The organism is Thetidibacter halocola (genome assembly GCF_018224955.1).
GTDB lineage: Bacteria > Pseudomonadota > Alphaproteobacteria > Rhodobacterales > Rhodobacteraceae > Thetidibacter > Thetidibacter halocola.
Window position 1 is genome coordinate 646,533 of the sequence record NZ_JAGTUU010000001.1, and the last position, 26,823, is coordinate 673,355.

The 26,823-nt window shown below is 68.1% G+C and carries 30 protein-coding genes; 5 read left to right on the forward strand and 25 right to left on the reverse strand.

Annotation, left to right across the window (positions count from 1 at the left end):
• Positions 1–4 precede the first annotated feature (4 nt).
• From KB874_RS02910 to KB874_RS02955, 10 genes are all read right to left on the reverse strand, one after another.
• A complete protein-coding gene (locus KB874_RS02910; RefSeq protein WP_212535033.1) occupies positions 5–838 on the reverse strand; it encodes an ABC transporter ATP-binding protein in 834 nt (277 codons plus the stop codon).
• 180 nt (positions 839–1,018) lie between these two features.
• Positions 1,019–1,798: an ABC transporter ATP-binding protein gene (locus tag KB874_RS02915; protein ID WP_212535034.1), complete on the reverse strand. Its 780-nt coding sequence runs from the start codon at positions 1,796–1,798 to the stop codon at positions 1,019–1,021.
• Between the two features lie 70 nt (positions 1,799–1,868).
• Positions 1,869–3,065: an ABC transporter substrate-binding protein gene (locus KB874_RS02920; RefSeq protein WP_212535035.1), complete on the reverse strand. Its 1,197-nt coding sequence runs from the start codon at positions 3,063–3,065 to the stop codon at positions 1,869–1,871.
• Between the two features lie 109 nt (positions 3,066–3,174).
• Positions 3,175–4,416, reverse strand: coding sequence for an aminopeptidase (locus KB874_RS02925; protein WP_212535036.1), 1,242 nt, complete (start codon positions 4,414–4,416; stop codon positions 3,175–3,177).
• Positions 4,417–4,540: 124 nt separating this feature from the next.
• Positions 4,541–5,938 (reverse strand): pyridoxal phosphate-dependent decarboxylase family protein, encoded by a 1,398-nt coding sequence (locus KB874_RS02930; RefSeq protein ID WP_212535037.1) that lies wholly within the window; start codon positions 5,936–5,938, stop codon positions 4,541–4,543.
• 59 nt (positions 5,939–5,997) lie between these two features.
• Positions 5,998–6,243, reverse strand: coding sequence for a hypothetical protein (locus KB874_RS02935; RefSeq protein WP_212535038.1), 246 nt, complete (start codon positions 6,241–6,243; stop codon positions 5,998–6,000).
• Between the two features lie 53 nt (positions 6,244–6,296).
• A complete protein-coding gene (locus KB874_RS02940; protein WP_212535039.1) occupies positions 6,297–7,442 on the reverse strand; it encodes an amidohydrolase in 1,146 nt (381 codons plus the stop codon).
• Positions 7,439–8,236: a metal ABC transporter permease gene (locus tag KB874_RS02945; protein WP_212535040.1), complete on the reverse strand. Its 798-nt coding sequence runs from the start codon at positions 8,234–8,236 to the stop codon at positions 7,439–7,441. The genes KB874_RS02940 and KB874_RS02945 overlap by 4 nt, the downstream gene beginning before the upstream one ends.
• Positions 8,226–8,999 (reverse strand): metal ABC transporter ATP-binding protein, encoded by a 774-nt coding sequence (locus tag KB874_RS02950; protein WP_212535041.1) that lies wholly within the window; start codon positions 8,997–8,999, stop codon positions 8,226–8,228. Before KB874_RS02950 ends, KB874_RS02945 begins: the two co-directional genes overlap by 11 nt.
• Entirely contained in the window at positions 8,996–9,475 is a 480-nt protein-coding gene (locus tag KB874_RS02955) for a Fur family transcriptional regulator (protein ID WP_212535042.1), read from the reverse strand. The genes KB874_RS02950 and KB874_RS02955 overlap by 4 nt, the downstream gene beginning before the upstream one ends.
• Positions 9,476–9,573: 98 nt before the next feature.
• Here KB874_RS02955 and KB874_RS02960 point away from each other — a divergent pair, with 98 nt between their 5' ends.
• Entirely contained in the window at positions 9,574–10,539 is a 966-nt protein-coding gene (locus tag KB874_RS02960) for a zinc ABC transporter substrate-binding protein (protein WP_212535043.1), read from the forward strand.
• A 19-nt stretch (positions 10,540–10,558) separates the two neighbouring features.
• Here the strand turns inward: KB874_RS02960 and KB874_RS02965 are convergent, their stop codons facing one another.
• The 11 genes from KB874_RS02965 to KB874_RS03015 all read right to left on the reverse strand — a co-directional run bounded on the left by KB874_RS02965 (position 10,559) and on the right by KB874_RS03015 (position 17,723).
• A complete protein-coding gene (locus KB874_RS02965) occupies positions 10,559–11,347 on the reverse strand; it encodes a LamB/YcsF family protein (RefSeq protein WP_212535044.1) in 789 nt (262 codons plus the stop codon).
• Positions 11,348–11,374: 27 nt separating this feature from the next.
• Positions 11,375–12,619, reverse strand: a complete 1,245-nt coding sequence (locus tag KB874_RS02970) for an aminotransferase class V-fold PLP-dependent enzyme (protein WP_212535045.1) — start codon at positions 12,617–12,619, stop codon at positions 11,375–11,377.
• Entirely contained in the window at positions 12,619–12,822 is a 204-nt protein-coding gene (locus KB874_RS02975) for a DNA gyrase inhibitor YacG (RefSeq protein ID WP_212535046.1), read from the reverse strand. The genes KB874_RS02970 and KB874_RS02975 overlap by 1 nt, the downstream gene beginning before the upstream one ends.
• Positions 12,819–13,853, reverse strand: coding sequence for a ribonuclease E/G (locus KB874_RS02980; protein WP_212535047.1), 1,035 nt, complete (start codon positions 13,851–13,853; stop codon positions 12,819–12,821). Before KB874_RS02980 ends, KB874_RS02975 begins: the two co-directional genes overlap by 4 nt.
• Entirely contained in the window at positions 13,850–14,443 is a 594-nt protein-coding gene (locus KB874_RS02985; protein WP_212535048.1) for a Maf family protein, read from the reverse strand. The genes KB874_RS02980 and KB874_RS02985 overlap by 4 nt, the downstream gene beginning before the upstream one ends.
• 88 nt (positions 14,444–14,531) lie before the next feature.
• Positions 14,532–14,750 (reverse strand): translation initiation factor IF-1, encoded by a 219-nt coding sequence (gene infA / locus KB874_RS02990; protein ID WP_005978431.1) that lies wholly within the window; start codon positions 14,748–14,750, stop codon positions 14,532–14,534.
• Positions 14,751–14,833: 83 nt separating this feature from the next.
• A complete protein-coding gene (locus KB874_RS02995) occupies positions 14,834–15,718 on the reverse strand; it encodes a carbon-nitrogen hydrolase family protein (protein WP_212535049.1) in 885 nt (294 codons plus the stop codon).
• 104 nt (positions 15,719–15,822) lie between these two features.
• Entirely contained in the window at positions 15,823–16,404 is a 582-nt protein-coding gene (locus KB874_RS03000; RefSeq protein WP_212535050.1) for a GNAT family N-acetyltransferase, read from the reverse strand.
• A complete protein-coding gene (locus KB874_RS03005; protein WP_212535051.1) occupies positions 16,401–16,796 on the reverse strand; it encodes a ketosteroid isomerase-related protein in 396 nt (131 codons plus the stop codon). Before KB874_RS03005 ends, KB874_RS03000 begins: the two co-directional genes overlap by 4 nt.
• A complete protein-coding gene (locus tag KB874_RS03010) occupies positions 16,793–17,239 on the reverse strand; it encodes an arsenate-mycothiol transferase ArsC (RefSeq protein ID WP_212535052.1) in 447 nt (148 codons plus the stop codon). The genes KB874_RS03005 and KB874_RS03010 overlap by 4 nt, the downstream gene beginning before the upstream one ends.
• Positions 17,240–17,243: 4 nt before the next feature.
• Entirely contained in the window at positions 17,244–17,723 is a 480-nt protein-coding gene (locus tag KB874_RS03015; RefSeq protein ID WP_212535053.1) for a UPF0262 family protein, read from the reverse strand.
• Positions 17,724–17,901: 178 nt separating this feature from the next.
• Between KB874_RS03015 and KB874_RS03020 the strand changes: the two genes are divergently transcribed.
• From KB874_RS03020 to KB874_RS03030, 3 genes are all read left to right on the forward strand, one after another.
• On the forward strand, positions 17,902–18,273 hold the full coding sequence (locus KB874_RS03020; RefSeq protein WP_212535054.1) for a hypothetical protein: 372 nt from the start codon (positions 17,902–17,904) through the stop codon (positions 18,271–18,273).
• 144 nt (positions 18,274–18,417) lie between these two features.
• A complete protein-coding gene (locus KB874_RS03025; protein WP_212535055.1) occupies positions 18,418–19,035 on the forward strand; it encodes a helix-turn-helix transcriptional regulator in 618 nt (205 codons plus the stop codon).
• 62 nt (positions 19,036–19,097) lie between these two features.
• Complete coding sequence (locus KB874_RS03030; RefSeq protein ID WP_212535056.1) at positions 19,098–19,688, forward strand: rhodanese-like domain-containing protein; 591 nt, start codon at positions 19,098–19,100, stop codon at positions 19,686–19,688.
• A 130-nt stretch (positions 19,689–19,818) separates the two neighbouring features.
• Here the strand turns inward: KB874_RS03030 and hisD are convergent, their stop codons facing one another.
• A complete protein-coding gene (gene hisD / locus KB874_RS03035; RefSeq protein WP_212535057.1) occupies positions 19,819–21,120 on the reverse strand; it encodes a histidinol dehydrogenase in 1,302 nt (433 codons plus the stop codon).
• A gap of 167 nt (positions 21,121–21,287) precedes the next feature.
• Here hisD and KB874_RS03040 point away from each other — a divergent pair, with 167 nt between their 5' ends.
• The gene (locus KB874_RS03040; protein WP_212535058.1) at positions 21,288–24,479 is read left to right on the forward strand and encodes a 4Fe-4S double cluster binding domain-containing protein; all 3,192 of its coding nucleotides are present in this window, start codon (positions 21,288–21,290) and stop codon (positions 24,477–24,479) included.
• 2 nt (positions 24,480–24,481) lie between these two features.
• Here the strand turns inward: KB874_RS03040 and KB874_RS03045 are convergent, their stop codons facing one another.
• The 3 genes from KB874_RS03045 to murA form a co-directional block, all read right to left on the reverse strand.
• Entirely contained in the window at positions 24,482–24,922 is a 441-nt protein-coding gene (locus KB874_RS03045) for a hypothetical protein (RefSeq protein ID WP_212535059.1), read from the reverse strand.
• Between the two features lie 171 nt (positions 24,923–25,093).
• Positions 25,094–25,555: a DUF2948 family protein gene (locus KB874_RS03050; protein WP_212535060.1), complete on the reverse strand. Its 462-nt coding sequence runs from the start codon at positions 25,553–25,555 to the stop codon at positions 25,094–25,096.
• On the reverse strand, positions 25,552–26,823 hold the full coding sequence (murA, locus tag KB874_RS03055; protein ID WP_212535061.1) for a UDP-N-acetylglucosamine 1-carboxyvinyltransferase: 1,272 nt from the start codon (positions 26,821–26,823) through the stop codon (positions 25,552–25,554). Before murA ends, KB874_RS03050 begins: the two co-directional genes overlap by 4 nt.

A 26,823-nucleotide genomic window follows, 5' to 3' on the forward strand; every position in this document is an offset into this window, starting at 1 on the left:
CCCCTTACCCCCCCAGGAAACTCTTGCGCACCTCGGCATCGGCCAGCAGACCCTTGCCCGTGCCGGTATGCGCGTTCGCCCCCTGAACCAGCACATAGCCCTTGTCGGCGATCTCCAGCGCCTGCCGCGCGTTCTGTTCCACCATCAGCACCGGCAGGCCGGTGCGGGCCACCTCGATGATCCGGTCGAAAAGCTCGTCCATGACGATGGGCGACACGCCCGCCGTCGGCTCGTCCAGCATCAGCACCTTGGGCTGCGTCATCAGCGCCCGGCCCACCGCCACCTGCTGCCGCTGCCCCCCCGACAACTCGCCTGCATTTTGCCGCCGCTTGTCCTTGAGGATCGGGAACAGGTCATAGACCTGCTCCATCGTGCCACGGTAATCGTCGGTGCGGATGAAGGCCCCCATCTCGAGGTTTTCCTCCACCGTCATAGTCGGAAAGATGTTGTGCGTCTGCGGCACGAACCCCATTCCCGCGCGCACCCGCGCCTGTGGCGTCAGCGCCGTGATGTCCAGCCCGTCGAGCGTGACTTTCCCCTCGCGCAGGTCCAGCATGCCGAACAGCGCCTTCATCGCCGTCGACTTGCCCGCGCCATTGGGCCCCACGATCACCGCGATCTCGCCCCGGTCCACCGCGATGGTGCAGCCGTGCAGGATGTCCGGCCCGGACTTGCCGTAGCCGCCCGTCATCGCCCGGCCCTCCAGGAAAGGCCCGCCCGGCGAAACCGCCACCGGCCCGTCGCGCCGCGTCACGTCCACGCTCGCGCCCGCCCCGTCAGCCGTGATCGACCGATCCCGGTTGCCCCGGTCGTCCTGATAAGGGTTCTCACCGCCCATGAACCAAGCCCATCTTCATCTTGCCAGATAAACTCCGGGGGTGAAGGCGCGTCAGCGCCGAGGGGGCAGAGCCCCCTCGCCCACGGATTGCCGCGCTGTGCGCGGCGGGGGGAGCAGAGCCCCCTGCCGCGCGCTGCAGGCGCGCGGCCCCCGGGCGACGGCGGCAGCCGGCGCAACCGCTCATCCCACCTGCTCCTTGTTCTTGAGCCCGGTGCCCAGGTAGGCCTCGATCACCCGCTCATCGGCCTTGATCTCGTCCAGCGTGCCCTCGGCCAGGACCTTGCCCTCGGCCATGCAGATCACCGGGTCGCAGAGCCGGCCGATGAAATCCATGTCGTGCTCGATCACCACGAAGGTATAGCCGCGCTCCTTGTTGAGCCGGATGATCGCATCCCCGATCGTGTTCAGCAGCGTCCGGTTCACGCCCGCGCCGACCTCGTCCAGGAAGACGATCTTCGCGTCGACCATCATCGTCCGGCCCAGTTCCAGCAGCTTCTTCTGCCCGCCCGAGACCTGCCCTGCCTTGTGATCCGCCAGGTGCGAGATCGTCAGGAACTCCAGAACCTCGTCCGCCTTGGCGCGCAGCGCGCGTTCCTCGTCGGCAATGCGCTTGCGGCCGAACCAGGTGTTCCACAGCACCTCGCCCGACTGGCCCGGCGGCACCAGCATCAGGTTCTCGCGGCAGGTCATCGAGCCGAATTCATGCGCGATCTGGAAGGTGCGCAGCAGCCCCTTGTGGAACAGCGCGTGCGGCGGCAGGCCGGTGATGTCCTCGCCCGCCATCGTGACCCGACCCGAGGTCGGTTCCAGCACACCGGCGATGACGTTGAAAAGCGTCGTCTTGCCAGCGCCATTGGGGCCGATCAGCCCGGTTATCGAGCCGGGCTCGATCCGCAGGCTGGCCCCGTCCACCGCGCGGAAACCGCCGAAATGCCTGTGCAGGTTCTCTACCGTGATCATGCCCGGGTATCCCATGCAAAACAGCCCGGGCGCAATGCCCGGGCTGCCTGTCGATGTCAAGAAAGGCGTCTCAGCGGAATTCGACCGTCTCGAAGGCGCCACCGGTGATGGTGTATTCGCGGTAGGTGCCGGCGGCCTCGCCCGGCCCGATCAGTTCCACGTTGGTGGCGCCGACATAGTCGACATCACCGCCGGCCGCGATGATTTCCATCGCCTTGCCCAGCTCGCCCGGCAGGATGGGCTCGCCCGGTGCGTTGGCCACGTCCAGCACGTTGGCCGCGATGCCCGCCGCGTCGGTCGTGCCGGCCTTCATCATCGCCATGGCCAGCAGCGCCGCTGCGTCATAGCTCTCGCGGGTATAGGGGCCGTCGCCGTTGACGCCACCTGCCGCCGCCACCGCGCCGAAGGCCTCGGTGCCCTCGCCTTCGGACCACGGAACCGTGCCGAAGGAGCCTTCCATGTCGGCGCCGAGATCGGCCAGCAGCGCATCGGAATACATGCCGTCGCCCAGCGCGAAAGTTTCGAAGGCGCCGGTGTCCAGCGACGCCTGGATGATGCCCTTGCCGCCCTGGTCGGAATAGCCGAGCACCACCAGCACGTCGCCGCCGGCCGAGGCCAGAGCGCCGATCTCGGCCGAGTAGTCGGCCTTGCCGTCTTCATGCGGCGCGTTGATCGTCACCTTGCCGCCGGCCGCCTCGAAGGCCGCGATGAAAGCGTCCGACAGGCCCTTGCCGTAGTCGTTGTTGGTATAGGTCACAGCAACAGCGGTCACGCCGCGCGAGCCCATCACGTCGGCCAGGACCTGGCCCTGGCGCGCATCGGACGGCGAGGTGCGGAAGAACAGGCCGTTGTCCTCGGCGGCGGTCAGGCCCGGCGAGGTCGCGGAGGGAGAGATCATGGTGACGCCGTTCGGCACCGCCACGTTGGCCAGCACGGCGCCGGTCACGCCCGAGCAGTCGGCGCCCATGATGGCGCTAACGCCTTCGGCAGTGATCAGGCGTTCGGCTGCCGCCGTGGCCGCCGCCGCGTCGACACAGGTCGAGTCTGCGCGCACCGGCGCCAGCGTCACGCCGTCGAGGAACTTGCCGCTGTCGTTGACTTCCTTCAGCGCCAATTCGGCCGCGGCCGCCATGTCGGGGGTCAGCGATTCGATGGGGCCGGTGAAGCCCAGGATCACGCCGATCTTGGCTTCCTGGGCGTGGCTTGCCGCGAACGCGGCACCCGCCAGCAGCGATGCTGCTGCGGTGGAAAGCAGAAACTTCTTCATGGATTGCTCCCTTGGTTGAGGCGCGCCCATCTGCCGCGGGCTGGCCGGTCATGGCCCGCTAAAGTGCGCATTCCGCAGGCGGCGTCAATGGAAACCGCGCGGAAAGCGGTCAGGATACCCATTCACCCGCACGGAACACCGGAACGCGCGCGCCCGTCTCGGTGATGCCGTCGATGTCCGTATCCGGGCCTCCGATCATCCAGTCGACATGGATCAGGCTGGTATTGCCGCCCTGCGCCGCGATCTGCCCGGGCGACAGGCTCGCGCCATCGAGGAAGCACTTGGAATAGCACTGGCCCAGCGCGATATGGCAGGCCGCGTTCTCGTCATAAAGCGTGTTGTAGAACAAAAGCCCCGAGGCCGAGATCGGCGAGCCATGCGGCACCAGGGCCACCTCGCCCAGGCGCCGCGCGCCCTCGTCGGTATCAAGCAGTTTGTGCAGCACCGCCTCGCCCCGGCTGGCGCTGGCCTGTACGATCTTCCCGCCCTCGAACCGCACGGCGATGTCCTCGATCAGTGTGCCCATGTGCGACAGCGGTTTGGTCGCGCGCACGGTGCCATCGACCCGCGCGGCGTGGGGCGTGGTGAACACTTCCTCGGTCGGGATGTTGGGATTGCAGGTGACGCCGTTCTGCGCGGTGCTGGCCCCGCCATGCCATTCGTGCCCGTCGGCCAGCCCGACCGTCAGGTCGGTCCCGTCCGAGCGGAAGTGCAACGCGGAAAAACGCTGGCCGTTCAGCCATTCGGTCCGCGCCCGCAGCGTCGCGTTATGCGCCTGCCACTCGGCCACGGGGTCGGACCCGGTGACGCGCGAGGCGGCAAAGATCGCCTCGGCCAGTTTCGCCACGGCCTCATCCTCGGGCAGGTCCGGGAACATGCGCCGCGCCCAGGCGGCACCGGGATAGCTGGCGATGTTCCAGTTGATCGCAAAGTTCGAGATCTTTTCCAGCGCGGGCTTGTAGGCGATGGAATTGGCCTTGTTGGCACGGGCAACGTGCTCGGGGTCTTCCTCGGACAGCAGCATCGGGTCGTCGCCGGTGATCGCCATGCGCGCCGCGCCGCCCTCGAAGGCCGCCGCCATGCCGTCGAACAGCCAGTTCGGTGCGCGGTCAAAGCTGTCCTCATGCGCGTTTCGATACCGCGCCAGCGCCACCTCGGGGTCGGACAGGATCGGCGTCACCACGCCCGCGCCCGCCTTGTAGGCATGGGCCGCGATGCGGCGCACCAGCGGCAGTGCCTCGGCGGGCGCGGTCAGCACCAGATCCTGCCCTTCCTGAAGGTTGAGACCCACGCGGACCGAGACTTCGGCCAGCCGGTCGAGCAGGATCGGGTCGATGGGATTGTCGTTCATGGCATATCTCCGTCGTTTGGGGCGGAGAGTTGCGGCGCAGGGCGGGAATGTCCAGAGCCTGGAGCATGTGCATCAGGGCGCGCAGCACCGCCGCTGGCGCGATCCGATACGCGTCTGAACGGGCCTACAGTCCGCGCGCCACCTCCGCGATCACCTCGAACGCCGTGTCGGCATCCTCCTCGCGCATCGAAAAACTGCCCGCCTGGAACCGGATGACCAGCCGCCCCGCGACCCGTGTCTGGGTCAGGTAGATCCGCCCGTCGCGGTTGATCGCCTCGATCAGGCGCAGGGTCGTGTCGTCGTCGCCATACCGGAAGGTCCAGAGCGACAGGATGGGCTCTGTAACGATCTCGAAGCCCGGCTCGGCGCGCAAGCGTTCGCACAGCGCCTCGCTCCACGCGACATGGTTGCGGATCATCGCCCGCAGCCCCTCGAGCCCGTGAAAACGCAGCAGGAACCACAGTTTCAAGGCGCGGAACCGACGGCCCAGCGGGATCGACCATTCCGAGTAGTTGATGATCCCATCCGCGCCGTGGGTCTTGAGGTATTCCGGCTGGATCGCCAAGGTTTTGACCAGCGGTTCGGGATCGCGCAAGAAATGCGCCGAGCAATCGAAACTGGCGCCCAGCCATTTGTGCGGGTTGAACACAACCGAGTCGTAATCGCCCGCCCCCGCCCACGGTCCGCGCAATTCGGGACAGATCATCGCCGCGCCCGCCCAGGCGGCGTCGAGATGGGAGTAAAGCCCCTCCTCACGCGCGACCGCCGCCACCTCGGCCAGCCGGTCGGTCGACCCGGTGGATGTGCTGCCAAAGGCCGCGATCACGCCTGCGGGCACATGTCCCGCCGCGCGATCCCCGGCGATGGCACGGCGCAGGGCGGCCACGTCCATCGACCGCATGGGATCGGCGGGATCGACCGGAAGTTTCACCAGGTTCTCTTGCCCGATCCCCGCGATCCAGATGGCGCGGTCGATGCTGGAATGCACCTCTTCCGAGCAATAGACACGCAGCCGTCCCTGTCCGCTCAGCCCGGCGCGGTTGCCCGCCCAGTTCAGCGCGCGTTCCCGCATCACCAGCACCGCCGCCAGCGTCGCCGACGAGGCGCTGTCCTGGATCACGCCGCGAAAACACTCGGGCAGGCCGATCGCCTCGCGCAGCCAGGTCATCATGCGGGTTTCCAGTTCGGTCGCCGCCGGCGAGGTCTGCCACAACATGCATTGCGCGGCCATCGCGGTAACGGCGTACTCCGCCACGACCGAGACCGGCGCCGCATTGGCCGGGAAATAGGCGAAGAAGCGGGGGTGCTGCCAATGGGTCATGCCGGGCAGGACGATACTCTCGAAATCCTGCCAGATCGCCTCCATCCCGCAGCCCTGCTCGGGCACGGTTTCGGGCACGGCGGCCAGGATCGAGCCCGGCGTCACATCGGGGCGCACGGGGCGGTCTGCCAGCGTGCGGCGATACTCGGCCCCCCAGTCCGCCACGCGGCGCGACCATGTCTGGAACTGGTCCGGTGTCATCGAGGTCCTCCTGTATGCCGGACCATTAAGACCGGGCAGGCTCGGGCCGCAAGTCCGCATCAGAGGATGACGTTTCGGGCGTCTAGGCTGGCGATGGCGAACCCGTCGCTCAAGATCGTGCCAGAGCCGACGCCGAAGACACCCTGCCCGTCCGGGCCGGGGTTCGTGAAACTGTCATTGCCTTTACCGAGGTTGACCAGGCCAAGGATCGTGCCGTGGTTCGTGACGGCCGCATTCTCATTCCGGATCGAGACGCCGTTCAACTGCCCCGGATAAGCCCCCTCGTCGACCACCGCCGCGGTCATCAAGGCGTTGTCTTTCAAGCCAAGGATCGAGATGCCGTCCATGACCGGCGCGGTCAGGCCGGGTCGGTCAAGAGCCGGTCGAGGATCGCGCCGAACAGCGCCACCCCGGGCCCGATCAGCGCGTCGGGAAAATCGTAGTCGGGCGCGTGCAGCGGCGGGCAGTCCTGACCGGCGCCGAGAAAGATCATGGCGAGATCCACGCCATCGCCGCCAAAACCGCCAAAATCCTCGGACGGACGCATGGGCAGGGTCATGCCGGCCGTCTCCAGCCCCGCCTGTTCGGCCGCCCGCCGGACTATGTCGGTCGCGGCCGGCGTATTGTGGCAGGCGACGAAGATGTCGTGCCAGTCGATGCGGGCGATCATGCCATGGCCAGCCGCGGCGTCGCCGACCAGCTCTCCCGCCGCTTCCACCAGCGCGGCCATCGCGTCGTCGCGGGCGGCGCGCAGGGTCACGAAGAGATGCGCCTCGCCGGGCGCGATGCCAAAGACCGGCTCGCCAAGGCGGGCATGGGTGACGGTGGCCAGGCGGAATTCCGGATCGGTCACGACACCGAGGCTGAGAGCCTTCATCGCCGGGATCAGCTCTGTCAGCGCGAGATCGGGCGACACGCCCTTTTCCGGCTCGGATGCATGGGCGGTGCGCCCGGTCAGCGTCACCGCCATCCCGCGTGAGGCGCAGGTCATCGGCCCCGCATGCAGGGCGATGGAGCCCAGGGCCAGCCCAGGCATGTTATGGATCGCAAAGGCGAAATCTGGCCGGATCTCGGCATAGCGCGGATCGGCTGTGACGGCGGCGGCGCCCTGCCCCGTCTCCTCGGCGGGCTGGAACATCAGCACCACCTCCCCGCGCGCGGGCCGGTTCGCAAGACGTAGTGCAAGACCGGCAAGGAAGGTCATGTGCCCGTCATGGCCGCAGAGATGCGCCTTGCCCGCAACAGTCGAGCGCCACGGCGCCGCGCCCGTCTCGACGATGGGCAGCGCGTCCAGTTCGGCGCGGAACAGCACCCGCGGCCCCGGCGCGCGGCCGTGAAAGACACCCGCCACGCCATGCCCGCCAAGGCCCGTCAGCACGGCATCCGCGCCGCAATCGCGCAGCAACGCAGCGATGCGGGTCGCGGTTCGCGCCTCGTCGCCCGAGACCTCGGGCAGGCGATGCAGATCGCGGCGCAGCGCGGTCAGGTCCAGCTGCGCGGTCATGCCATGCTCTCCCGCAGGGCCGAGGCGCCGCGCGTCAGGGCAAAGACCAGCGCCGCGGCAACGACGATCGAGGGACCGGCGGGTGTGTCCAGCGTCCACGATCCCCATAGCCCGCCCAGCGCGGCGAGACAGCCCACCAGCGCGCCAAGCGCCAGCATCGCCTCGGGCGTGCGGGCGAAGGGGCGCGCGGCGGCCACCGGCACCACCAGCAGCGCGCCGATCAGCAGCGCGCCGACAACCTTGATCGCCACCGCCACGACCAGCGCCAGCGCGACGGTCAGGATGCGCCCCTCGCGGCCCGGATCGATTCCCGAGGCCCGCGCAAGGTCGGGCGACACGGTGGACAGCAGCAGCGCCTGCCAGCGCCAGGCGACCAGCGCGCCGATGACGGCAACGCCGCCCCAGATCACCGCGAGGTCGCCCACCGAGACAGCGAGGATGTCGCCGAACAGGTAGGAGGACAGGTCGAGCCGCGCCGTGGGCACGAAGCTGACCGCCACAAGGCCCAGCGCCAGCGCCGAATGCGAGGCGACGGCCAGGATCAGGTCGGCGCCATGACCGCGCCCGCCCAGCCCCGCCACCGCCCAGCCCATGACCAGCGCCACCGCCAGCGCGCCCAGCACCACCGGCCCCTGCAACGCCAGCGCCAGCGCCACGCCCAGGATCGCCGCGTGGGCTGTGGCATCGCCGAAGAACGCCATGCGCCGCCACGCCATCAGGCAGCCCAGCGGTGCGGCGGCCAGCGCCACGCCCAGCGCCGCCAGAACCGCGCGGGTCAGGAAATCATCCAGCATGGGCGTGTTCCTTGTCGGCGTCGCCATGCGCATGGGGATGCGGATGGGCGTGATCGTGGCTGTGATGGTGTTCGTGGCGATAGAGCGCCAGCGCGCCCTGCGTGCCGGTGCCGAACAGCGCGCGGTATGCTTCGGCCTGCGCCACGACCTCGGGATGGCCCTCGCAGCAGACATGGCCGTTGAGGCAGATCACGCGATCAGAGGCGCTCATCACCACGTGCAATTCATGGCTGACCATCAGCACGGCGCAGCCGGTGCGGTCGCGCAGCGCCTCGATCTGGCGGTAGAAAGCGGCGCTGCCGGGTTGGTCCAGCCCCTGCGTCGGTTCGTCCAGCAGCAGGATCTGCGGCTCGTTCAGCAGGGCGCGCGCCAGTAGCACGCGCTGCAACTGCCCGCCCGACAGGTCGTTCAGCTGGCGATTTTCAAGCCCCGCCGCACCGGCTTCGGCCAAGGCCTGCGCCGCGGCTTGCGCCGGAACCCGGCGCGGCAGCGACAGGAAACGCGCGACGGACAGCGGCAGGCTGGGATCCAGCGGCAGTTTCTGCGGCACGTAGCCCAGCCGCAGGCCCGGCGCGCGGCGCACCGATCCGCTGGCCAGCGGCTGCGCCCCGATCAAGGCCCGCAAGAAGGTGGACTTGCCGGAACCGTTGGGCCCAACCACAGTGACGATCTCATGCGCGGCGATGGTGAAATCGACGTCCTCCAGAACGATGCGCCCGTCCAGCCGCACCGACAGGTCGCTTGCCTCGATCAGCGCGCTCATGGCTTGCCCACCGCGCAGGCCGGGCACAGCCCCTCGGCCTCGATCGCCACGCGCTCGGTGACGAAACCCAGCGGAGCGGCGGCCGCGCGCAGCGCCTCGGCCACCGGGCGACCCGGCGCCTCGGCGACGGCGTTGCAGGCGCGGCAAATCAGGAAACAGGGCGCGTGCCGCTCGCCCGGATGGGCGCAGGCGATGAAGGCATTCAGCCGCTCGATCCGGTGGGCAAAACCGTGTTTCGTCAGGAAATCCAGCGCCCGGTAGGCGACCGGCGGCTGTGAGCCAAGGCCCTCGTCCCGCAGCCGGTCGAGCACCTCGTAGGCGCCCATCGCCCGGTGTTCGGCCAGCAACAGTTCCAGCGTGCGGCGGCGCACCGGGGTCAGCTGCAGCCCTTCCTCTGCGCAGGCCTGTTCGACCGTGCCCAGCACCGTCTCGATGCAGGCCGCGTGGTCATGCTGGTGGAATCCGTTGGCCGTCATGCTGCCCCCTTCGCGGTGCCCCGCATTCGAGGGGTTGATATGTTATACTGTTACGCTTATCAAGCCTGCGATGTTATAGCATAACACCCGGAGATTCCATGCTGCGCCCCGTTCTCGCCTGCCTGATCCTCGCCGCGCCTGCTCATGCCGAGGGGCTGCTCGTGACCGCCGACATCGCCCCGGTCCAAAGCCTCGTCACGCTGGTCCTGGGCGAGGCTGGCGAGGCCGCGACCCTTCTGCCACAGGGCGATTCGGCACATCACCTGTCGTTGCGTCCCTCGCAGGCGCGCGCGCTGACCGAGGCCGATATCGTGATCTGGACCGGCCCCGCACTGATGCCCTCCCTCGGCGAGGCATTGCAGATGCTGGCCCCCGACACGCCGCGCCTGACCCTTCAGGACGTGCCCGGCACGCTGGCCCTGCCCTATCGCGACGCCGAGGATTTCGGCGGGCATGACCACGCGGACGATCACGAGCATGGCGACGAGCACAGCCACGATGAGGCCGCCAAGGACGAAGCCGGGCATGATGTCCACGACCATGCGGGTGGCATCGACTCGCACCTGTGGCTTTCGCCCGACAATGCGCGGCTGTGGCTGAACGCCATCGCCGCCGCGCTGGCCGAGCAGGATCCCGGGAACGCCGCGACCTTCCGCGCCAATGCCGAGGCCGCCCGCGCCCTGGTCGATCAGGCAGCGGCAGAAGCGGCGGCGAGCCTGGCCCCGGTGGCGGGCCTGCCGCTGGCAGTCGATCACGACGCCTTCCAGTATTTCGAGGCGCATTTCGGCCTGACGGTGATCGGCGCGATTTCCGACAGCGAGGCGGCCCCCGCCGGACCCGCGACCCTTGCCGCGCTGCGTGACCGCGTGGCCGAGGCAAAGCCCGTCTGCGTTCTGGTGGAACCGGACGCGCGGCCCGGCCTGATCGAGGCGATTGGCGCCGCGGGCCTGCCGCGCGCCACGCTGGACCCGCTGGGCAGCGACCTCGAGCCCGGCGCGGACCTTTACCCGGCGCTCATCCGCGCGATGGCGAACCGTATCGCAGCCTGCGCCACGGGGTCCTGACCCTGCGCAGGGCCGGGTTTCACCCTGCCTGCGAGCCGAACGCGCCGCGCCGCCCCTCGAAGGTGCGCACAGCGATTCCCGCACCTTCCAGCGCAACCCTCACTGCGCGGGCCATGGGCAGCGCGGTGGGCCCGTCGCCATGCAGGCAGATCGTGTCGATGGCGGCGGGGATCGGATCGCCGGTCTCGGGCAGGATCGCACCCGCCTGCACCATCTTGACAATCCGCTCGGCCGCCGGTCCCGCCTCGTGCAGGACCGCGCCGGGCAGGCGCCGGTCGACCAGCGTCGCGTCCGCGTTGTAGGCGCGGTCGGCAAAGATCTCGCCCGCCCAGAGACAGCCGAGCTTTTCCACCACGCGCTGCTGCGCCGTGCCCGCCAGAACCATCACGATGATCTCGGGTGCGACCTCGAGCGCGGCGCCATAGCAGGCCTCGGCCATGCCTTCGTCCTCGGAAGCCATGTTGGAGAGCGCGCCGTGCAGCTTGAGGTGCCGCACCTCGGACCCCGCCGCCCGCGCCATGCCCAGCGCCGCGGCCAACTGGTATTGCACCATCGCGCGCAGGGTCTTTTCCGGCAGGTGCATCCGCCGCCGCCCGAACCCCTGCAGATCGGCAAAGCCCGGATGCGCGCCGATGCCCACGCCGCGCGCCGTGGCCGCGCGCATCGTCGCCGCCATCACCTCGGGGTCGCCCGCGTGAAAGCCGCAGGCCACGTTGGCCGAGGTCACGACGTCGAGCAGCGCCTCGTCCTGCCCCATCACCCAGGGACCAAAGCTTTCGCCCATGTCCGCGTTCAGATCGACCTGCATCGGCTGTCCTCCCCGTTGTCAGGCCTGTCAGCCCAGCCGCGCCATCGCCGCCAGGAAGGCCCGGACCTCGTCCATCGAATTATAGTGACACAGCGACACCCGCACGCAATCGTCCTGGCCCAAGGGGTGCAGCACATTGCCCGAGTAGTGATCGGCCTTGCGCAGGTGAGTGCGGATGCCCTCTTCGTTCAGCGTCGTGACGATCTCGGCCGAGGGGCGCCCCTCGATCCAGAAACTGACCAGCCCCTCGCGCGCCGCGTTCTCGGCCCCGCCGATCACCCGAACACCCTCGATCTCTGTCAGGCCCTTGAGGTTGCCGGTGCCGAACAGCATCGCGTCAGTCAGCGCGCGTTCATGCGCCTTGATCGCGGCGCCCGCCGCCACCAGCCGCGCGCGCTGCTCTGCCGTGTCGGACATCTGCCCGCCCAGCCAGTCGAGATAGCCCACCACGTCGGACATCGTGGCATAGGCGCCGGTGTCGCGCGTGCCCAGTTCCCAGTTGCCCGCAGGCCCGCCCACCAGCGAGTCATGCGCCAAGGCCGTCAACCGGTCCGAGGCCCAGGCGACACCGTAGCCATGCCGCGAAAACACCTTGTAGGGCGAGATCACGTAGCCATCGACACCCGCCGCCGCCACGTCGATCAGGCCGTGGCTGGCGTGCTGGATGCCGTCAGCGATGACGAAACAGTCGGGCGCGACGGCGCGGATCGCGGCGACGATGGCGGGCAGGTCGTTGCCCATGCCGGTCACGGGCGAAGTGTGCACCACGGTGGCCACCCGCGTGTCGGGGGTCACATGGGCGGCATAGGCCTCGGGCGTAACGGTGCCGGTGGCGTCATCATGCGCGACCAGAACGTGCGGCCGCCCGCTTTCGGCCGCCCAACGGTGGCAGGCGCTGCGCGAGGCGGGATGTTCCATGGTCGATCCCAGCACGATCCCACCCTCGGCCGCGCCAAGGCAGGCGTCGCGCACCAGCCGGAACAGCAGTTCGGTGCCGGACTCGCCCACCAGCACCGACCCGCCGGACGCGTTGAAGAACCGCCGCACGTCGTCGCGCGCGCGGTCGATCACCTGTTGCAGCGCCTTCGAGGCCGGGTTGTCGCGGCCCTGGTTGTCGGGAATGGCGGCAAAGCGGGCCGACGTTTCCACCACAGAGTTCAGCGTCAACGCGCCGCCGGCATTCTCGAAGAAAACGCGCTGTCCGGTGAACGGGCAGCTTTCAACATGGGCAAATCGGTTGCGGATCTCGGTCAGGAGGGCGTCGGAAAACATCAGTGTGGCTTGTCCTTTTGGGCTTCGGGATCGTTCAGCCATTGCTCGAAGGCTTCGGCGGCCTTCTCCATGTCCTCGGGATCGGTCGAGGGGATGGCATAATCGCCGCCCATCCAGCGCCCGAGGTCGATATCGGCGCAGCGTTTCGAGCAGAAGGGGCGGAATTTCGCCTCGGTCGGCTTGCGGCAGATCGGGCAGCTCATGCCAGAACCTCTGACAGCGGCACGCGATCGCGCTGGCGCTGGATTTCCAGCAGGCCAAGGTTGGTCCAGCCGGCCACCACGGTCTCGGTCTCATCCTTGCGGAAGCCCGAGCGCAGCAGGCTTTCCAGCTGGCGGCGTTCCTTTTTCGGGAAGGGCGCGGGATCGACGATGATCTGGCCCGCAAGCCCGCGCAGGCGGATCTGGCGCGGCAACTCGCGGAAGGCGGCCAGGGTCGCCTTGAGCCCCGCCGCCGGAGAGGTATCGCCGCCGGTGTTCACGTCGACCGCGACCAACGCCGAGGTCTGCTCGATCATCATCCAGGCACCGCCGGACAGCGGGACGCGGGGCGACAGCAGCGCCTCGACCATGCCGCCCACCTCGTGCCGGTCAAAGGCGCCTTCGCTCTCGTCCACATCCGCGGGTTCCACCCAGTCGCGCCAGGCCAGCGCATGCGGCCCGTCCCCCTCCAGCAGCAGTTCCTCGGCGCCCTCGGCATCGGCCAGGACCTGCGCCGCGAGGCGGGTCATCAGGGCCACGTCGCCGATGATCTCGGCCTCGTCGGCATCGGTGCAGGACGAGCGCAGGATCAGGCCCGCCCCCTCGGGCAGCGGCGCATCCTCGAGCGCGTCATGCGCGGCCTCGAGGATGGTGTCGCGGATGTCGTCGTCCTTGATCCGGCGCGAGACGTTGATGCCCGGCGCACCAGGGGTGACGATGGCGTAGCGAGACTTGAACAGGAGGCGGGTGGTGACGGGGATCGCCTTGCCTGGCTCGGCCCGGCCCGTCACCTGGACCAGCAGCGCCTCGCCCGGCGCAATGCCGCGGGTCTGGCGTAGAAAGGCGTTGCCGTCGGGGGTGCGCAGGAACAGCCCGCCCTGCCCCTTCATCGGGCGGTCGGCCACGGCGCGGTAGATGCTGCCGGGACGCGGTCCGTCGGCGTCGATCAGCAGCCCCTCCAACCGTCCGTCGACGATCAGCGCCGCCGCCTCGCGGCCCTGCCATTGGTCTAGAATGATGCTGCGGCCCTTCATGGGATGTCCTTGTAAAGCGGATAGCCCGCGGCGAGAAGAAGGTTGGCCGTCTCGGCCAGCGGCAGACCGACGACGGCGGTGAAACTGCCGTTGATCCACGGGATGAAGGCACCGGCCAGGCCCTGGATGCCATAGCCGCCCGCCTTGCCCTGCCAATCGCCAGAGGCGAGGTAGGCGTTCAGCTCCTCGTTCGAGAGGGCCTTCATCGCGACCTGCGTGACCACGTCGCGCTGCCAGGTCTTGTCGCCCCGGCGCAGCGCGATGGCGGTGATCACCTTGTGGCGACGGCCCGAGAGCATGGTCAGGAACTGCGCCGCCTCGCCCGCGTTTTCCGGCTTGCCCAGGATCCGGCGGCCGAGCGCCACGGTGGTGTCGGCGGAAAGCACGATATCGTCGGTCTCGGCCTGAACGGCCTGCGCCTTTTCCAGGGCCAGCCGCACGCAATAGGGGCGCGGCAACTCGCCGGGACGGGGATCCTCGTCGATCTCGGGCGGGCGCACGGCGTCGGCCACGACACCCAGCTGCGCCAGCAGTTCGCGGCGGCGCGGGCTGCCGGAGCCGAGGATCAGGCGCGGGCGGGCAAGGGTCATGACGGGGTCCCGTGTTTAACGTGCCCCCGTGAACAGCAAAACGCCGGGCACATCAAGGCCCGGCGTCGCGGTCGCGGTCCGTTCGGACTTACTTGAAGCGGTAGTTGATCCGCCCCTTGGTCAGGTCGTAGGGGGTCATTTCGACCTGCACCTTGTCGCCTGCGAGAACCCGGATGCGGTTCTTGCGCATCTTTCCTGCCGTGTGTGCGATGATCTCATGGCCGTTTTCCAACTCGACCCGAAACGTCGCATTCGGCAGCAGTTCCTTCACGACACCGGGAAATTCGAGCGTATCTTCCTTGGCCATGGTCTCTCCTTGCTACAACGCCCGACCGGTCTGCCGGGCGTGACGTCATATGGGACCAGACGCGCAACAAATCAAGGCGCAATTCACCGCAGGGGAACGAGCGGCGGCGCGACGTCGCGGCCCGACTGGTCGTCCCAGTGGGTGCGGTTCAGCACCACGCCGTCGCGGCGGACATGGGCGATGGCCTCGAGGTCCACCTCGGCATAGACCCAGCCGGGGTCGTTCAGCGCCCCCTCTGCGAGGACGCCTGTCGGAGGGAAGCCGGTGTCGGGCGGGCCGAAGACCGCGCCGCGCCCGGTCGAGACGTCGATCGCCTCGGACCAGTCGGCCTGTCCGACCACAGAGGCCATGACGGTCACGCACTGGTTTTCCAGCGCGCGGGCCTGCGCGCCGATGCGCACGCGGCTGTGCCCGGCCAGCGCCTCGGTGACGGACGGCACGAGGATCAGGTCGGCCTCCTTGAGGGCACGGCCCAGCAGCGGAAACTCGCTGTCGTAGCAGATCAGGACGCCGATGCGGCCCAGGGAAGTGTCGAACAGGCGCAGCGGCCCGCCGGGAACGATGTCCCAGGTCTCGCGCTCGAACCGGGTCATGATCTGCTTGTCCTGCACGCCCATGGCACCCGTGGGCGTGAAAAGACGCGCCCGGTTGACCGGGCGCAGCGCGATCGCCGGGTCGAGCACCGGGGCCGAGGCGGCGAGGATGTGGACGCGGAAGCGGCTGGCGAGGTCGGAATGCAGTGCGTCGGCCTGCGGGATCCGGTCGGAGACGGCGTGGATCGACGCCTCGAGATCGAGGGCCGTCGCGCGGCCCTCGATCGTGGCCAGTTCCATCGCGCCGTATTCTGGAAAGACCAGCAACTCGGCGCCCTGCCCGGCGGCCTCGGCGACCCATCGGGTGATCTTGTCGGCGTAGGCGTCGAAATCGGCCAGGAAATCGGGCGGGTAGCTGGCGGTCGCGATTTTCATCGTGGGGCGCTCCTGTCGGGCGGGGAATCGGGGCTCAGCCCCCGACGCGTGCCGCGCCTCCCCCGGGATGTTTGTGGCCAGAAGAAACCCCGGCTGGGGTTTCACTACAGTGGGCGGATCCAGAATTGCAGCGGTTTCGCGGTTTCCCCGGGCTGGTCGACGTCCTTCCAGCGAAACTGCGCCACGGCGCCCGCCAGCGGGTGGTAGCCGCGCTTGCGCCAGAACGGGTCGAGCGGGGCATAGGCGGCGGGGCGCAGCGGATGGTCATGCGGGCGCATCACGGCACAGAAGGCCGAGAACCGAAGGCCCAGGGTGCGGGCGTGATCCTCGCGTAGGTCGAAAAAGCGGTGGCCGAGGCCACGGCCGCGATACTCGGGCAGCAGCACGGATTCGGCGCAATAGAAGATGTCCGCGACGTGGTATCCGCTGCCGTCGAAGGCGTCAGTGAAATCCTCGGCATGGTCCTGCATCGGCGTGCCGGTGGCCGCGCCGACGAGTTTTTCACCATCGAAAGCGCCGACGAGGATCGCGCCGGGGCTGTCGCGGTAGGTCTGGATGTAGCTGCGTTCATAGGCGAGATCGCCGTCGTAGAGGTAGGGATAGGCCCGGAACACCGCGATGCGCAACCGCGCCAAGTCATCCAGCGCCGCGTCGAGCGCCGCACCTGTCAGCGCCGCGATCCTCACGAGACCTGCCGGATCCAGTCGGCGAGATTGTAATAGGTCACGACGCGGGCGATCCTGTCGTCACGGATCGAGAAGAAGGACCCTGCGGGCAGGCGATAGCCTTGGGCGCGCGCCTCGGGCAGGCCGGGATCGGTTTCCAGGTAGGTGCCATTGACCATGTATTCGGCGGCAGCGCGGGCCCCGCCCTCTGCCTCGAACAGCACCATCTCGGTCAGGGTCTCGTCATAGCAGCGCGCCATGTGGGCGCAGAACTCGGCGAAGGCGGTCTTGCCGATGCGCACCTTTCCCTCGTTGACGTGATGCGCCACGTCATCATGCAGGCAGGCCAGCATGCCGTCGATGTCCCTGGCGTTGAAGGCGTCGAAATACGCCTGAACGATGTCCTTGCTCATGCCGTTCCCCATTTTCCCTTCAGCTGGCCCACCAACTGGTCGCGCGTCTGCCGATAGGCATTCATCTTGGCCTCGCGCGTCTCGCCCAGGCCGGTGGGGTCCATGATCGGCCAGTATTCGACCGTCAGGTGGTAGAAGCGCGTCAGGTCCAGCGCCATGCGCTGCGACGCTGGCGACAGCGCCACCACAAGGTCGAAGCCCGAGAGCGCCTCGCCCATCTGTTCGAGTTCGTCGAAACTGCGCGCGCGGTGGCGTTCCAGTTCGACCCCGATCTCCTTGCAGACGGCGATGGCGAAACCGTCGATCTCGAGGTCGTTCACCACGCCAACGGACTGCACGTAGACGTCGGTGCCGTAGAGCTTTTTCATGATGCCCTCGGCCATGGGCGAGCGCACCGCGTTGTGATCGCAGCAGAACAGGATCGACTGAGGCAGCTTGCCCAAACGGTCAGCCCCCGAAATGCAGCACGCAGATCAGGGTGAAGAGACGGCGCGCGGTGGCGTCGTCGACCTCGACCTTGCCCTCGAGCCGTTCCTGGAGGATGCGCGCGCCCTCGTTGTGGATACCGCGCCTTGCCATGTCGATCGTCTCGATCTGGCTGGGCGGCAGGGACTTCACCGCGTCGAAATAGCTTTTGCAGATCGCGAAGTAATCCTTGACCACCTGCCGGAATGGCGACAGGGACAGGTGGAATTCAGCCGCCTTTTCGTGGCCTTGCGTGGTCACGTCAAAAACGAGCCGCTTGTCCCGGATCGACAGGCCGACGTTGTAGGGGCCGGGCGGCACCGGCCTGCCGTCGCGGGGCGGCAGCGCAAAGGTGTTGTCCTCCATCAGGTCGAACATCGCGACGCGCCGTTCCTGCTCGATCTCCGGCGTGGGCGGCGGCAGGTTCGCGTCGTCCAGTTCGATATGCGCGATGCGGGTCATGGGCGCGTTCCTTGAGCGTTGGGGCAGTCATTACCGCGCCCGGCCAGTTGCGGCAATCTCTGGACGCCGCAGCGTGCAGCCAGCAGACACATTTTTTCCTTTGCATGTGGCGCGACAGAACGTCTAGCCTGAACGCGCCGTCGCGCCACAGGCAGATGGCACAGTGCGACGATTGGCCATGCTGAAACAGTTTCAAGCCGAGGCCCTGGACTGCATTTACGAAAGCGTCACCGATCCCGACGCCCTGACGCGGTTCATGACGGCCATGATCTGCCGGTTCGGTGGCACGGCGGGCGATGTCGTGACGGAACACCCGGCCTTGCGGCGCATCGAAACCCACGCCAGCTTTGGGTTCGATCCGGCGTTCCGTGCCAGCTACGACGAGGATTACCTCGGTCGCAACCGGTGGGTCGATGGCCTGGCCCGTATGCCCGCCGGCGGATGCCATGTCGTCGAGACCGTGACGCCGGCCTTTCGGGAAACGCCCTATTACCGGGACTGGGCCTTGCCGCAGGGCCTCGCGCAATCCCTCGGCGCACTCGTCGAATGAGGCCAGGCGCATCACACCTGGATCGGGATCGCCGGCGCCGGATGGCCCGAGGCGCAGGCCGAACGCGTTCGTGGCGCACTTGATCCGCTTTTGCCGCATCTGCGGCGGGCACTGCGGATCGCGCGCAGTCAGGCTTCGCTGGCCTTGCGCAACGACGATTTCGAGACCGCGCTGGACCGGTTGAATCCGCCGATCCTGCTGCTCGACTCGCGACGCCGGATCCGGTTTCAGAATGCCGCCGCCACAGCGCTCTTTCGCACCGACGACAGGTTCCGGGTCGACCACGCCGGCCGGCTGAAGCTGTCCGGCTCCCACGATGACGCCCGGCTGCGCCGCACGCTGGCCGTCGCGCTGAACGAAACAGCCCCCGAGAGCAAGGCCGACTCGATGTCCTGCGTTCTTGGCGAAACGGGGCGATTCGTGGTCCACGCCGTGCCGATCCGTCGCGGCGGGCGGCTGCACGGTTCACGGGTCCTCGTGGCGATCTGCGGCGCGATGCCCGAGGCCTGCCCCTCGGTCCAGGGCGCGGCGCTGGCGCTGGGCCTGACCCGGACGGAATGCGCGCTGGCAGAAGCGTTGGCACGGGGCGAACCGCTGGCCGATTTCGCCGAGCGCCATGGCATGAAAATCGGCACGGCGCGCTGGCATCTCAAGAATATCGAGTCGAAGGCCGGCGCGCACCGTGCCGAGCAGCTGGTCGCCCTGCTGCACGACCTCGCCTCGCCGCTCTGCCCCCCCCAAATGGGCGGCGACACGCGCTGAACCATACTCGATGATCCGTGTCACCCGCCATTTTCAGGCGGTTTTTCCCAAAGGAGGAAGACATGACACGTTTCATTTCCTGGATTTCAGCAGTTTTCGTATTCGCGGTGCTCGGCGCAGGCGCGCCCGTCCTGGCGCAGGACATACCCAAGGGCAAGCAGACCCGCGCGGGACTCTATCTGACCGCGGCAGAGGCGGCGGCGTTTCTCGAGAAGCAGGACGCGCTCTTCGTCGATGTGCGCACCCGCTCCGAGGTTGCCTTCCTGGGCCTGCCCGAACAGGTCGACGTGCACATCCCCTATATGGAGATGCCGCTGCTGCCGACCTATGACGACGAGGCGAAGGGCTACGCACTCGAGATCAACCCGGATTTCCCGATGGTCTTTCGGGCCTATGCCGAAGAGCACGGGGTCGCACCGGATACTCCGATCATGCTGATCTGCCGGTCCGGGTCGCGCAGCGCACGGGCCGCCGATGCGCTGGCCGAGATGGGCTTTACTCAAGTCTATTCGATCATCGACGGGTTCGAGGGCGACAAGGCCAAGGACGGCCCGCACAAGGGCGAGCGCGCCGTAAACGGGTGGAAGAACGCGGGCCTACGCTGGACTTATGCCGTGCGCCCCGATCAGGCCTACCCGGCCGACAGGATGTGACCGCATCGCGTCGGACGGGCAGCGGGGCCGGGCAGTCCCTTCCGCCCGGCCCCATCGCTTTCCCGGTTTCCGGCGCAAGCCCGCCATCGCCATCCAGACCGCTGCCGGTGAGTGCCGGACCGAATGCGTCTCAGCGGTTCAACCGGTCGAGACGCGCGGTCACGCTGAGGCCATGCGCCTCGAGGCTTTCAGAACGGGCGAGGGTTTCCGCCGCGGGGCCGATGGCACGCAGGGACTCGGGTGTCATGCGCGCCAGCGTCGTGCGCTTGACGAAATCCAGCACCGACAGGCCCGACGAGAACCGCGCCGAGCGCGCCGTGGGCAGCACGTGGTTCGGCCCGCCGACATAGTCGCCGATCGCCTCGGGCGTCCACTGGCCGAGAAAGATCGCGCCGGCATGGGTGATCCTGGCGCTCAGCGCCTCCGGGTCGGCGACGCAGAGTTCCAGGTGCTCCGGCGCGATGCGGTCGGACAGCGCCGCCGCCTCGTTCAGGTCGCGCACCGTGATGACCGCCCCGAAATCGCGCCAGCTGGCGCCGGCGATGGCGCGGCGCTCCAGCGTTTCAAGCCGCTTGTCGACCGCCGCCGCCGCCGCCTGGCCAAAGGCTGGATCGGTGGTGATGAGGATGGACTGCGCGCTTTCGTCGTGCTCCGCCTGGCTGAGCAGGTCGAGCGCGATCCAGTCGGGGTCGTTGTCGCCATCGGCGATCACCAGGATCTCGGAGGGACCGGCGATCATGTCGATCCCCACCTTGCCGAAAACGCGCCGTTTCGCGGCGGCAACAAAGGCGTTGCCCGGCCCGGTGATCTTGTCGACCGGGGCGATGGTTTCGGTGCCATAGGCCAGCGCCGCCACGGCCTGCGCCCCACCGATGCGATAGATCTCATCGACGCCCGCGACGCGGGCGGCCATCAGGACCAGCGGGTTCACCACGCCGTCGGGCGTGGGCACGGTGATCGCAAGCCTCCCGACCCCCGCCACCTTGGCGGGAATTGCGTTCATCAGCACCGAGGACGGATAGCTGGCCAGACCTCCGGGCACGTAGAGACCGGCGGCAGAGACCGGCGTCCAGCGCCAGCCAAGGCTCGCCCCCTCGGGGTCGGTCCAGCGCGCGTCCTCGGGCATCTGGCGGACGTGGTAGGCACGGATACGCTCGGCGGCCTGTTCCAGCGCGCGGCGCTCGGCCTCGGGAACGCGGGCGACGTGCTGTTCGATCTCGGCCTCGGAAAAGCGCATCGTCTCGGGGGTCAGCGTCAGCCGGTCGAATTTCGCGGTCAGCTCCAGCACGGCGGCGTCGCCACGGGCGCGCACGTCGGCAATGATGCCCGCCACGATGTCGTCCACATCGGGGCTGTCCTCGCGCTTCGCGCCCAGCAGGCGGGTAAAGGCGGCCTCGAAATCGGTATCATCGGTGTTCAGAAAGACGGGCATGGCGGCTCTCCTTGGCTTCGGGCTGGCGCCCGCGTCTGGCGGCGCACATAGCCCGCGCGGCCGCTGGCCTCAAGCGTCGGGTCGGAGTGGGGCAATTGTCTTCGACGACATTTGCAAATTCCATCAGTGGAATTTGCCCGCTAGGGTCCGCCGGAGGGAGGACCATCATGGCGCTGCGCATCTTTTCGGACCGGACCCGGCCCGTGCATCTCGGCCCCTACCCGCTGGAGCGGCTGGCGCGCGGGCCGATGCCCGATCTCGCGACCCTGCCCCGCTGGCAACCCTTGCGCTTTCACCGCGACGCACCCGATCACATCGTCAACGCCATGGCAGAGCACCAGGCGATGATGGACGCGATCCGCGACGGGCTGGTGAACCGGGTGCGCTCTGCCATCCCCGAGGATCCCGGCGAACGCGCGCGGCACCTGAAGGCGTTCGGCACGTTCTCGGACGCGTCGATGGTGGGGATCGGGCCGCTGGACGCTGCCTTGCGCCTGCCCGAGCCGGTGGTGAACCCCGGCATCGACGCGCTGGCCCGGGCGCTGCGCACCCGCCAGACCAAGACGCTGGCCGCCGGGATCGACCTCATCATGGCGGATCTCAAGGACTCGATGGAGGCGCCGCCCGCCTCGATCGACGGGCACACGCAGGTCATCGTCTTTCTCTACGAGTTTCCGCGCGATCCGCGCATGGACGAGCCGGGATGCGACTGGATCATGGATGCGCAGGCGGAGCGCGCCTGCCTGCGAGCATCCGAGACGGCGGTGGTCATCGCCAATTACATCCGCCTGCTGGGCTGGGACGCCAAGGCGCATACCGGCACCTCCTCGGATATCGACCTGCACCGCGCGGCGGTGGCGGCGGGGCTGGCCTGCGCGGATGGCACGGTGCCGTGGCTGGGGACGCGCTGGAGCGTCGCGGTGGTGACGACGACCCTGCCGTTGGCCCATGACGCGCCCCTGCGCCCGATGGATGAACAGCCTGCTGCCCTGCTGAGTGGCCTGGCCTGGAAACTGGGCTTGCACTCGGCGAAATCCGGCCGCACGCAGGATCCCTTTGCCCGCCGCGATTTCCGCGACGGCCCGCACCCGTTCGAGACGCTGAAACGGGTGGAGAAACCCACAACCTTCATCGACGAGCCCAACGTGCCCCGCGTGCCGAAACGCACCGACATGTTCGCCCGCGCGCAGTTCGGCGACATGGGCAAGGCGGTGCAGAAGGGCGCGACAGGCGGGCATTATGCCCGCAAGGCGCCGACCAGCATGGCGCAGCGCCGGATGCTGGGGGCCTTTGTCCTGTTGCAGGATGGCCCTCCCGCCGGCGACCGCCGCGTAACCGACCCGCAAGCCTTGGCCGACGCGATCAAGGCCACGTCCTACTGGCTGGGCGTCGACGCGGTCGGTATCTCGCGCTGCCCGGACTGGGCGTGGTATTCTCACGACGCCACCGGCGCACCCATCGACCCGCCGCATGACCAGGCGATTTCGATGATCGTCGACCAGGGGTTCGAGACGATGGAGGGCGCCTCGGGCGACGACTGGATCAGCGTGGCGCAGTCGATGCGCGCCTATCTGCGGTTTTCCCTGCTGGGCGGCGTGATCGCGGCGCAGATCCGGCGGCTGGGATGGTCGGCCAAGGCTCACACGGTGCTGGACGGTGAGGTGCTGCAACCACCGTTGCTGCTGCTGTCGGGCCTGGGAGAGGTCAGCCGAATCGGCGAGGTCATCCTCAACCCCTTCCTCGGGCCGCGGCTGAAATCCGGCGTGGTCACGACCGACATGCCGCTGGCGCATGACAAGCCGATCGATTTCGGCCTGCAGGCGTTCTGCGAAAGCTGTCGCAAATGCGCCCGCGAATGCCCTTCGGGCGCGATCACGGCAGGGCCGAAGCTGATGTTCAACGGCTACGAAATATGGAAATCCGACAGCCAGAAATGCGCCACCTACCGCATCACGACCGAGGGTGGTGCAATGTGCGGGCGTTGCATGAAGACCTGCCCCTGGAACCTCGAAGGGTTGTTTGCCGAAGCGCCCTTTCGCTGGGCGGCGATGAACATGCCCGGCGCGGCACCGCTGATCGCGAGGCTCGATGACATGGCCGGGCGCGGCGGACTGAACCCGGTCAAGAAGTGGTGGTGGGATATCGAGCTGGCCGAGGACGGCGCCTATTATCCGACCGAAAAGCCCGTGAACGCGCGCGGCCTGCAAAAGGAACTCGACTTGAAGTACGAGGACCAGACCCTGGCTGTCTATCCCGCGCCGCTGGCCCCGCATCCCTGGCCCTACCCGTTCCCGATGGACCGCGAAGCGGGGATCGAGGCCTACCAGGCAATGATCACCGCCGAGGAATATCAGCGTCGCCAAGCCGAGGGCGACAACAGCCATCTGCACCGTTACAAGAACGCGGACGAAAGCCCTGTCCTGCGGGTAATCGTTTCCAATGTGGAACAAATGGCCGAGGGCGTCACGAAGTACGAGTTCCGCGATCCTCAAGGCGCCGACCTGCCGGAATGGCAGGCGGGCGCGCATCTGGATATCGTCGTGGCGCCGGAATACCTGCGGCAATACTCGATGTCGGGCGATCCGGCCGACCGCAAGACCTACCAGATCGCCGTGCTGCGCGAGGATCACGGGCGCGGCGGATCGAAACTCCTTCACCGGATTTTTGCCGAGGGGCGTCGGGTCTTCCTGTCACGTCCGATCAACCATTTCCCTCTGGCCGAGGAGGCCAGCCACTCGTTCCTGATGGGCGGCGGGATTGGCATCACGCCGATGATCGCCATGGCGCACAGGTTGCACGCACTGGGACGGAGTTTCGATCTGCATTACTCCTTTAGATCAAGGGCTTCTGCCGGTTTCCTGAAAGACATGGCTCAGGTGGGCTGGGCCGACAGGGTGCATCTTCATGTCTCGGACGAGGGCACACGCGCCGACCTCTCGCGCGTGCTGCGCCACCGTCCCGGCGCGCATGTCTATACTTGCGGGCCCGATGCCTACATGCAGTCGGTCCTAACCGCGGCCGAGGCGGCAGGCTTTCCCGACGAGGCCCGGCATTTCGAGTATTTCTCGGTCCCCGAGCAACCCGATTACATCGATCAAGACTTCATATTGAAACTCAAGGATGGCCGTGAAATTACTGTTTCAAAAGAAGAAAGAGCAACCGATGCCCTGGCGCGCGCGGGCATCCACGTGGATGTGAAATGCGCCGACGGAATCTGCGGGGTCTGCCAGTGCGGCCTGGTTTCGGGCGCGGTCGAGCATCGCGATTTCGTGCTGTCCAAGGCGCAGCGCCAATCCCGCATCATCTTGTGCCAGAGCCGCGCCGCAGAACCCGGCGGGGTGATCGAGATCGACCTCTAGGCTCAGACCAGCCAGTCGCCGGAGGTGCTGCCGCGCCGGTCGGCGATCGCGGCAATCTGTTCCAGCGCGCGGCCGCGACAGTCGCAGCAGACGATCTCGACCGTCCCGATGCAGCTGCGGGGCGGCTGGACACCGTCGCCTGGATGGTCGGCTTGCGGTGCGCAGCAGATGCCGCAGCGCACCGGCGGACCATCTGCCACGGGCACAAGCCGGTCTTGCGGCGCGCGGGACATCAACTCGAGAAGCACCGTGATCCGGCCCTGCCCCCGTGGCAAGACCGTCATGCGGTAGTCGCGGCGCTCGTGCGGCGAATCGCAGTTCAGCGGCAGAGTCAGCGACAGCCCCTTGGCCCGCACGGTGAAAAACAGCGCGTTGAGATACCGTCTTACCGCCTCGCCCTCGATGCAGGTCCAGAGGCTGCGGCCGGCCAGATGCTGCGCCATGGCGCGGTCGCCGCCATTCACGCGCGCGAAGTCGTCCCATGCGCCGCCGACCTCGACGACGCAATCCTAACGATCCAGCGTGTAATACGTCCGCTCCGCCAAGCGCGACCTCCAGCCGACGAGTCATTTTTCGGCAGGATTCGTTAACGAAGGCTTACGCAGGGTCCAGGTTCAGACTTCGTGGTCGGGCATCTTGCCCGAGGGCGCCATGTAAGGCCGCGTCACGTCGCGCAGCGTGACGTCCAGCGCCTCGACCTCGGCGCGCAGGGCGCCGTCTCCGGCGAGGATAAGCGTCACATGCCCGCGTGGCGAATCGGCCGCCTCGAACCCGACCGAGAGCACGGACAGCACCGTGTCCGGGTCACGCCGGTCGATGCCTTGGCTGGAGACCCGCAGGACGTTGTCGATCACCAGCAGAGAGCGCACCCGCTCGACCGTCCCGCCGAGCCGCTCGCGCCGCAGCCGGTTCAGCAACAGGCCCAGGCGGCGCTTCTTCGGCTGCCAGGCGATCTCGGAGGCCGGCAGGACCGCATCCTGCACCAGCGCCGAGATCACCCGCAGGTCATCCGCATCCAGTGCGCCCAGGTTCAGCGGACGTTCGGCCCCGTCCTCGAAGGTCGCGTCCCGGGTCATTGCGCACGCACCCGTTCGATCCGGGCCCCCACCGCAGACAGCTTGTCCTCGACATGCTCATAACCGCGATCCAGGTGATAGACCCGGTTCACCACCGTCTCACCCTCGGCCGCAAGCCCCGCCAGGATCAGCGAGACCGAGGCCCGCAGGTCGGTCGCCATCACCGGTGCGCCGCGCAGGCGTTCGACCCCGGTCACGGTGGCGGTGCCGCCATGCACGTCGATTCGCGCACCCATCCGCATCAGTTCGGGTGCATGCATGAACCGATTCTCGAAGATCGTCTCCTCGAGTCGCGAAGTGCCCTCGGCGGTGCAGAGCAGCGCCATCATCTGCGCCTGGAGGTCGGTCGGAAAGCCGGGATAGGGCTCGGTCACCACGTCCACCGCGCGCACCCGCCCGTTCCGGCAGGTCACGGTCAGGCCCCGCGCATCCTCTGTCACCGAAATCCCCGCCGCATCCAGACGCTCGCAGAAGGCGCCGAGCAGATCGATCCGCCCGCCCAGGCAGGTCACGGCGCCGCCGCAGATCGCGGGCGCCAGCATGTAGGTGCCCAGTTCGATCCGGTCGGTCACGACGCGATGCGTCGCGCCGCCCAGCCGGTCGACGCCCTGCACGGTGATCTCGGATGTGCCCTCGCCCTCGATCTGCGCGCCCATGCGGCGCAGGCATTGCGCCAGATCGACAATCTCGGGCTCGCGCGCGGCGTTGCGGATCACGGTCGTGCCGCTGGCCAGCGTCGCCGCCATCAGCGCGTTTTCCGTCGCCCCGACAGAGACGAAGGGAAAGTCGATCACCGCGCCCTTCAAGCCGCCCGAGGGCGCCTTGGCATGGACATAGCCGTCGCGCAGGTCCAGGTCGGCGCCCATCGCCTCGAACGCCTTGAGGTGCAGGTCGACGGGCCGCGCACCGATCGCGCAGCCCCCCGGTAGCGAGACGACCGCCTGACCCATCCGCGCCAGCAGCGGCCCCAGGACGAGGATCGACGCGCGCATCTTGCGTACGATGTCGTAGTCGGCGCGCAGGTTCGACACGTCATGGCTGGACATGGCCAGCACCTGCCCGCCTTGCAGCGACTGCACCTCGGCGCCCAGCGACTGCAACAGTTGCGTCATGGTGCGGATGTCCGACAGGCGCGGCGCGTTGGTCAACGTCAGCGGCTCGTCGCTGAGCAATGTCGCGGGCATCAGCGTCAGGCAGGCGTTCTTGGCCCCGGCGATGGGAATGTCCCCGTTCAGCGGGCCATTGCCGGTTACGATGATCGAATCCAT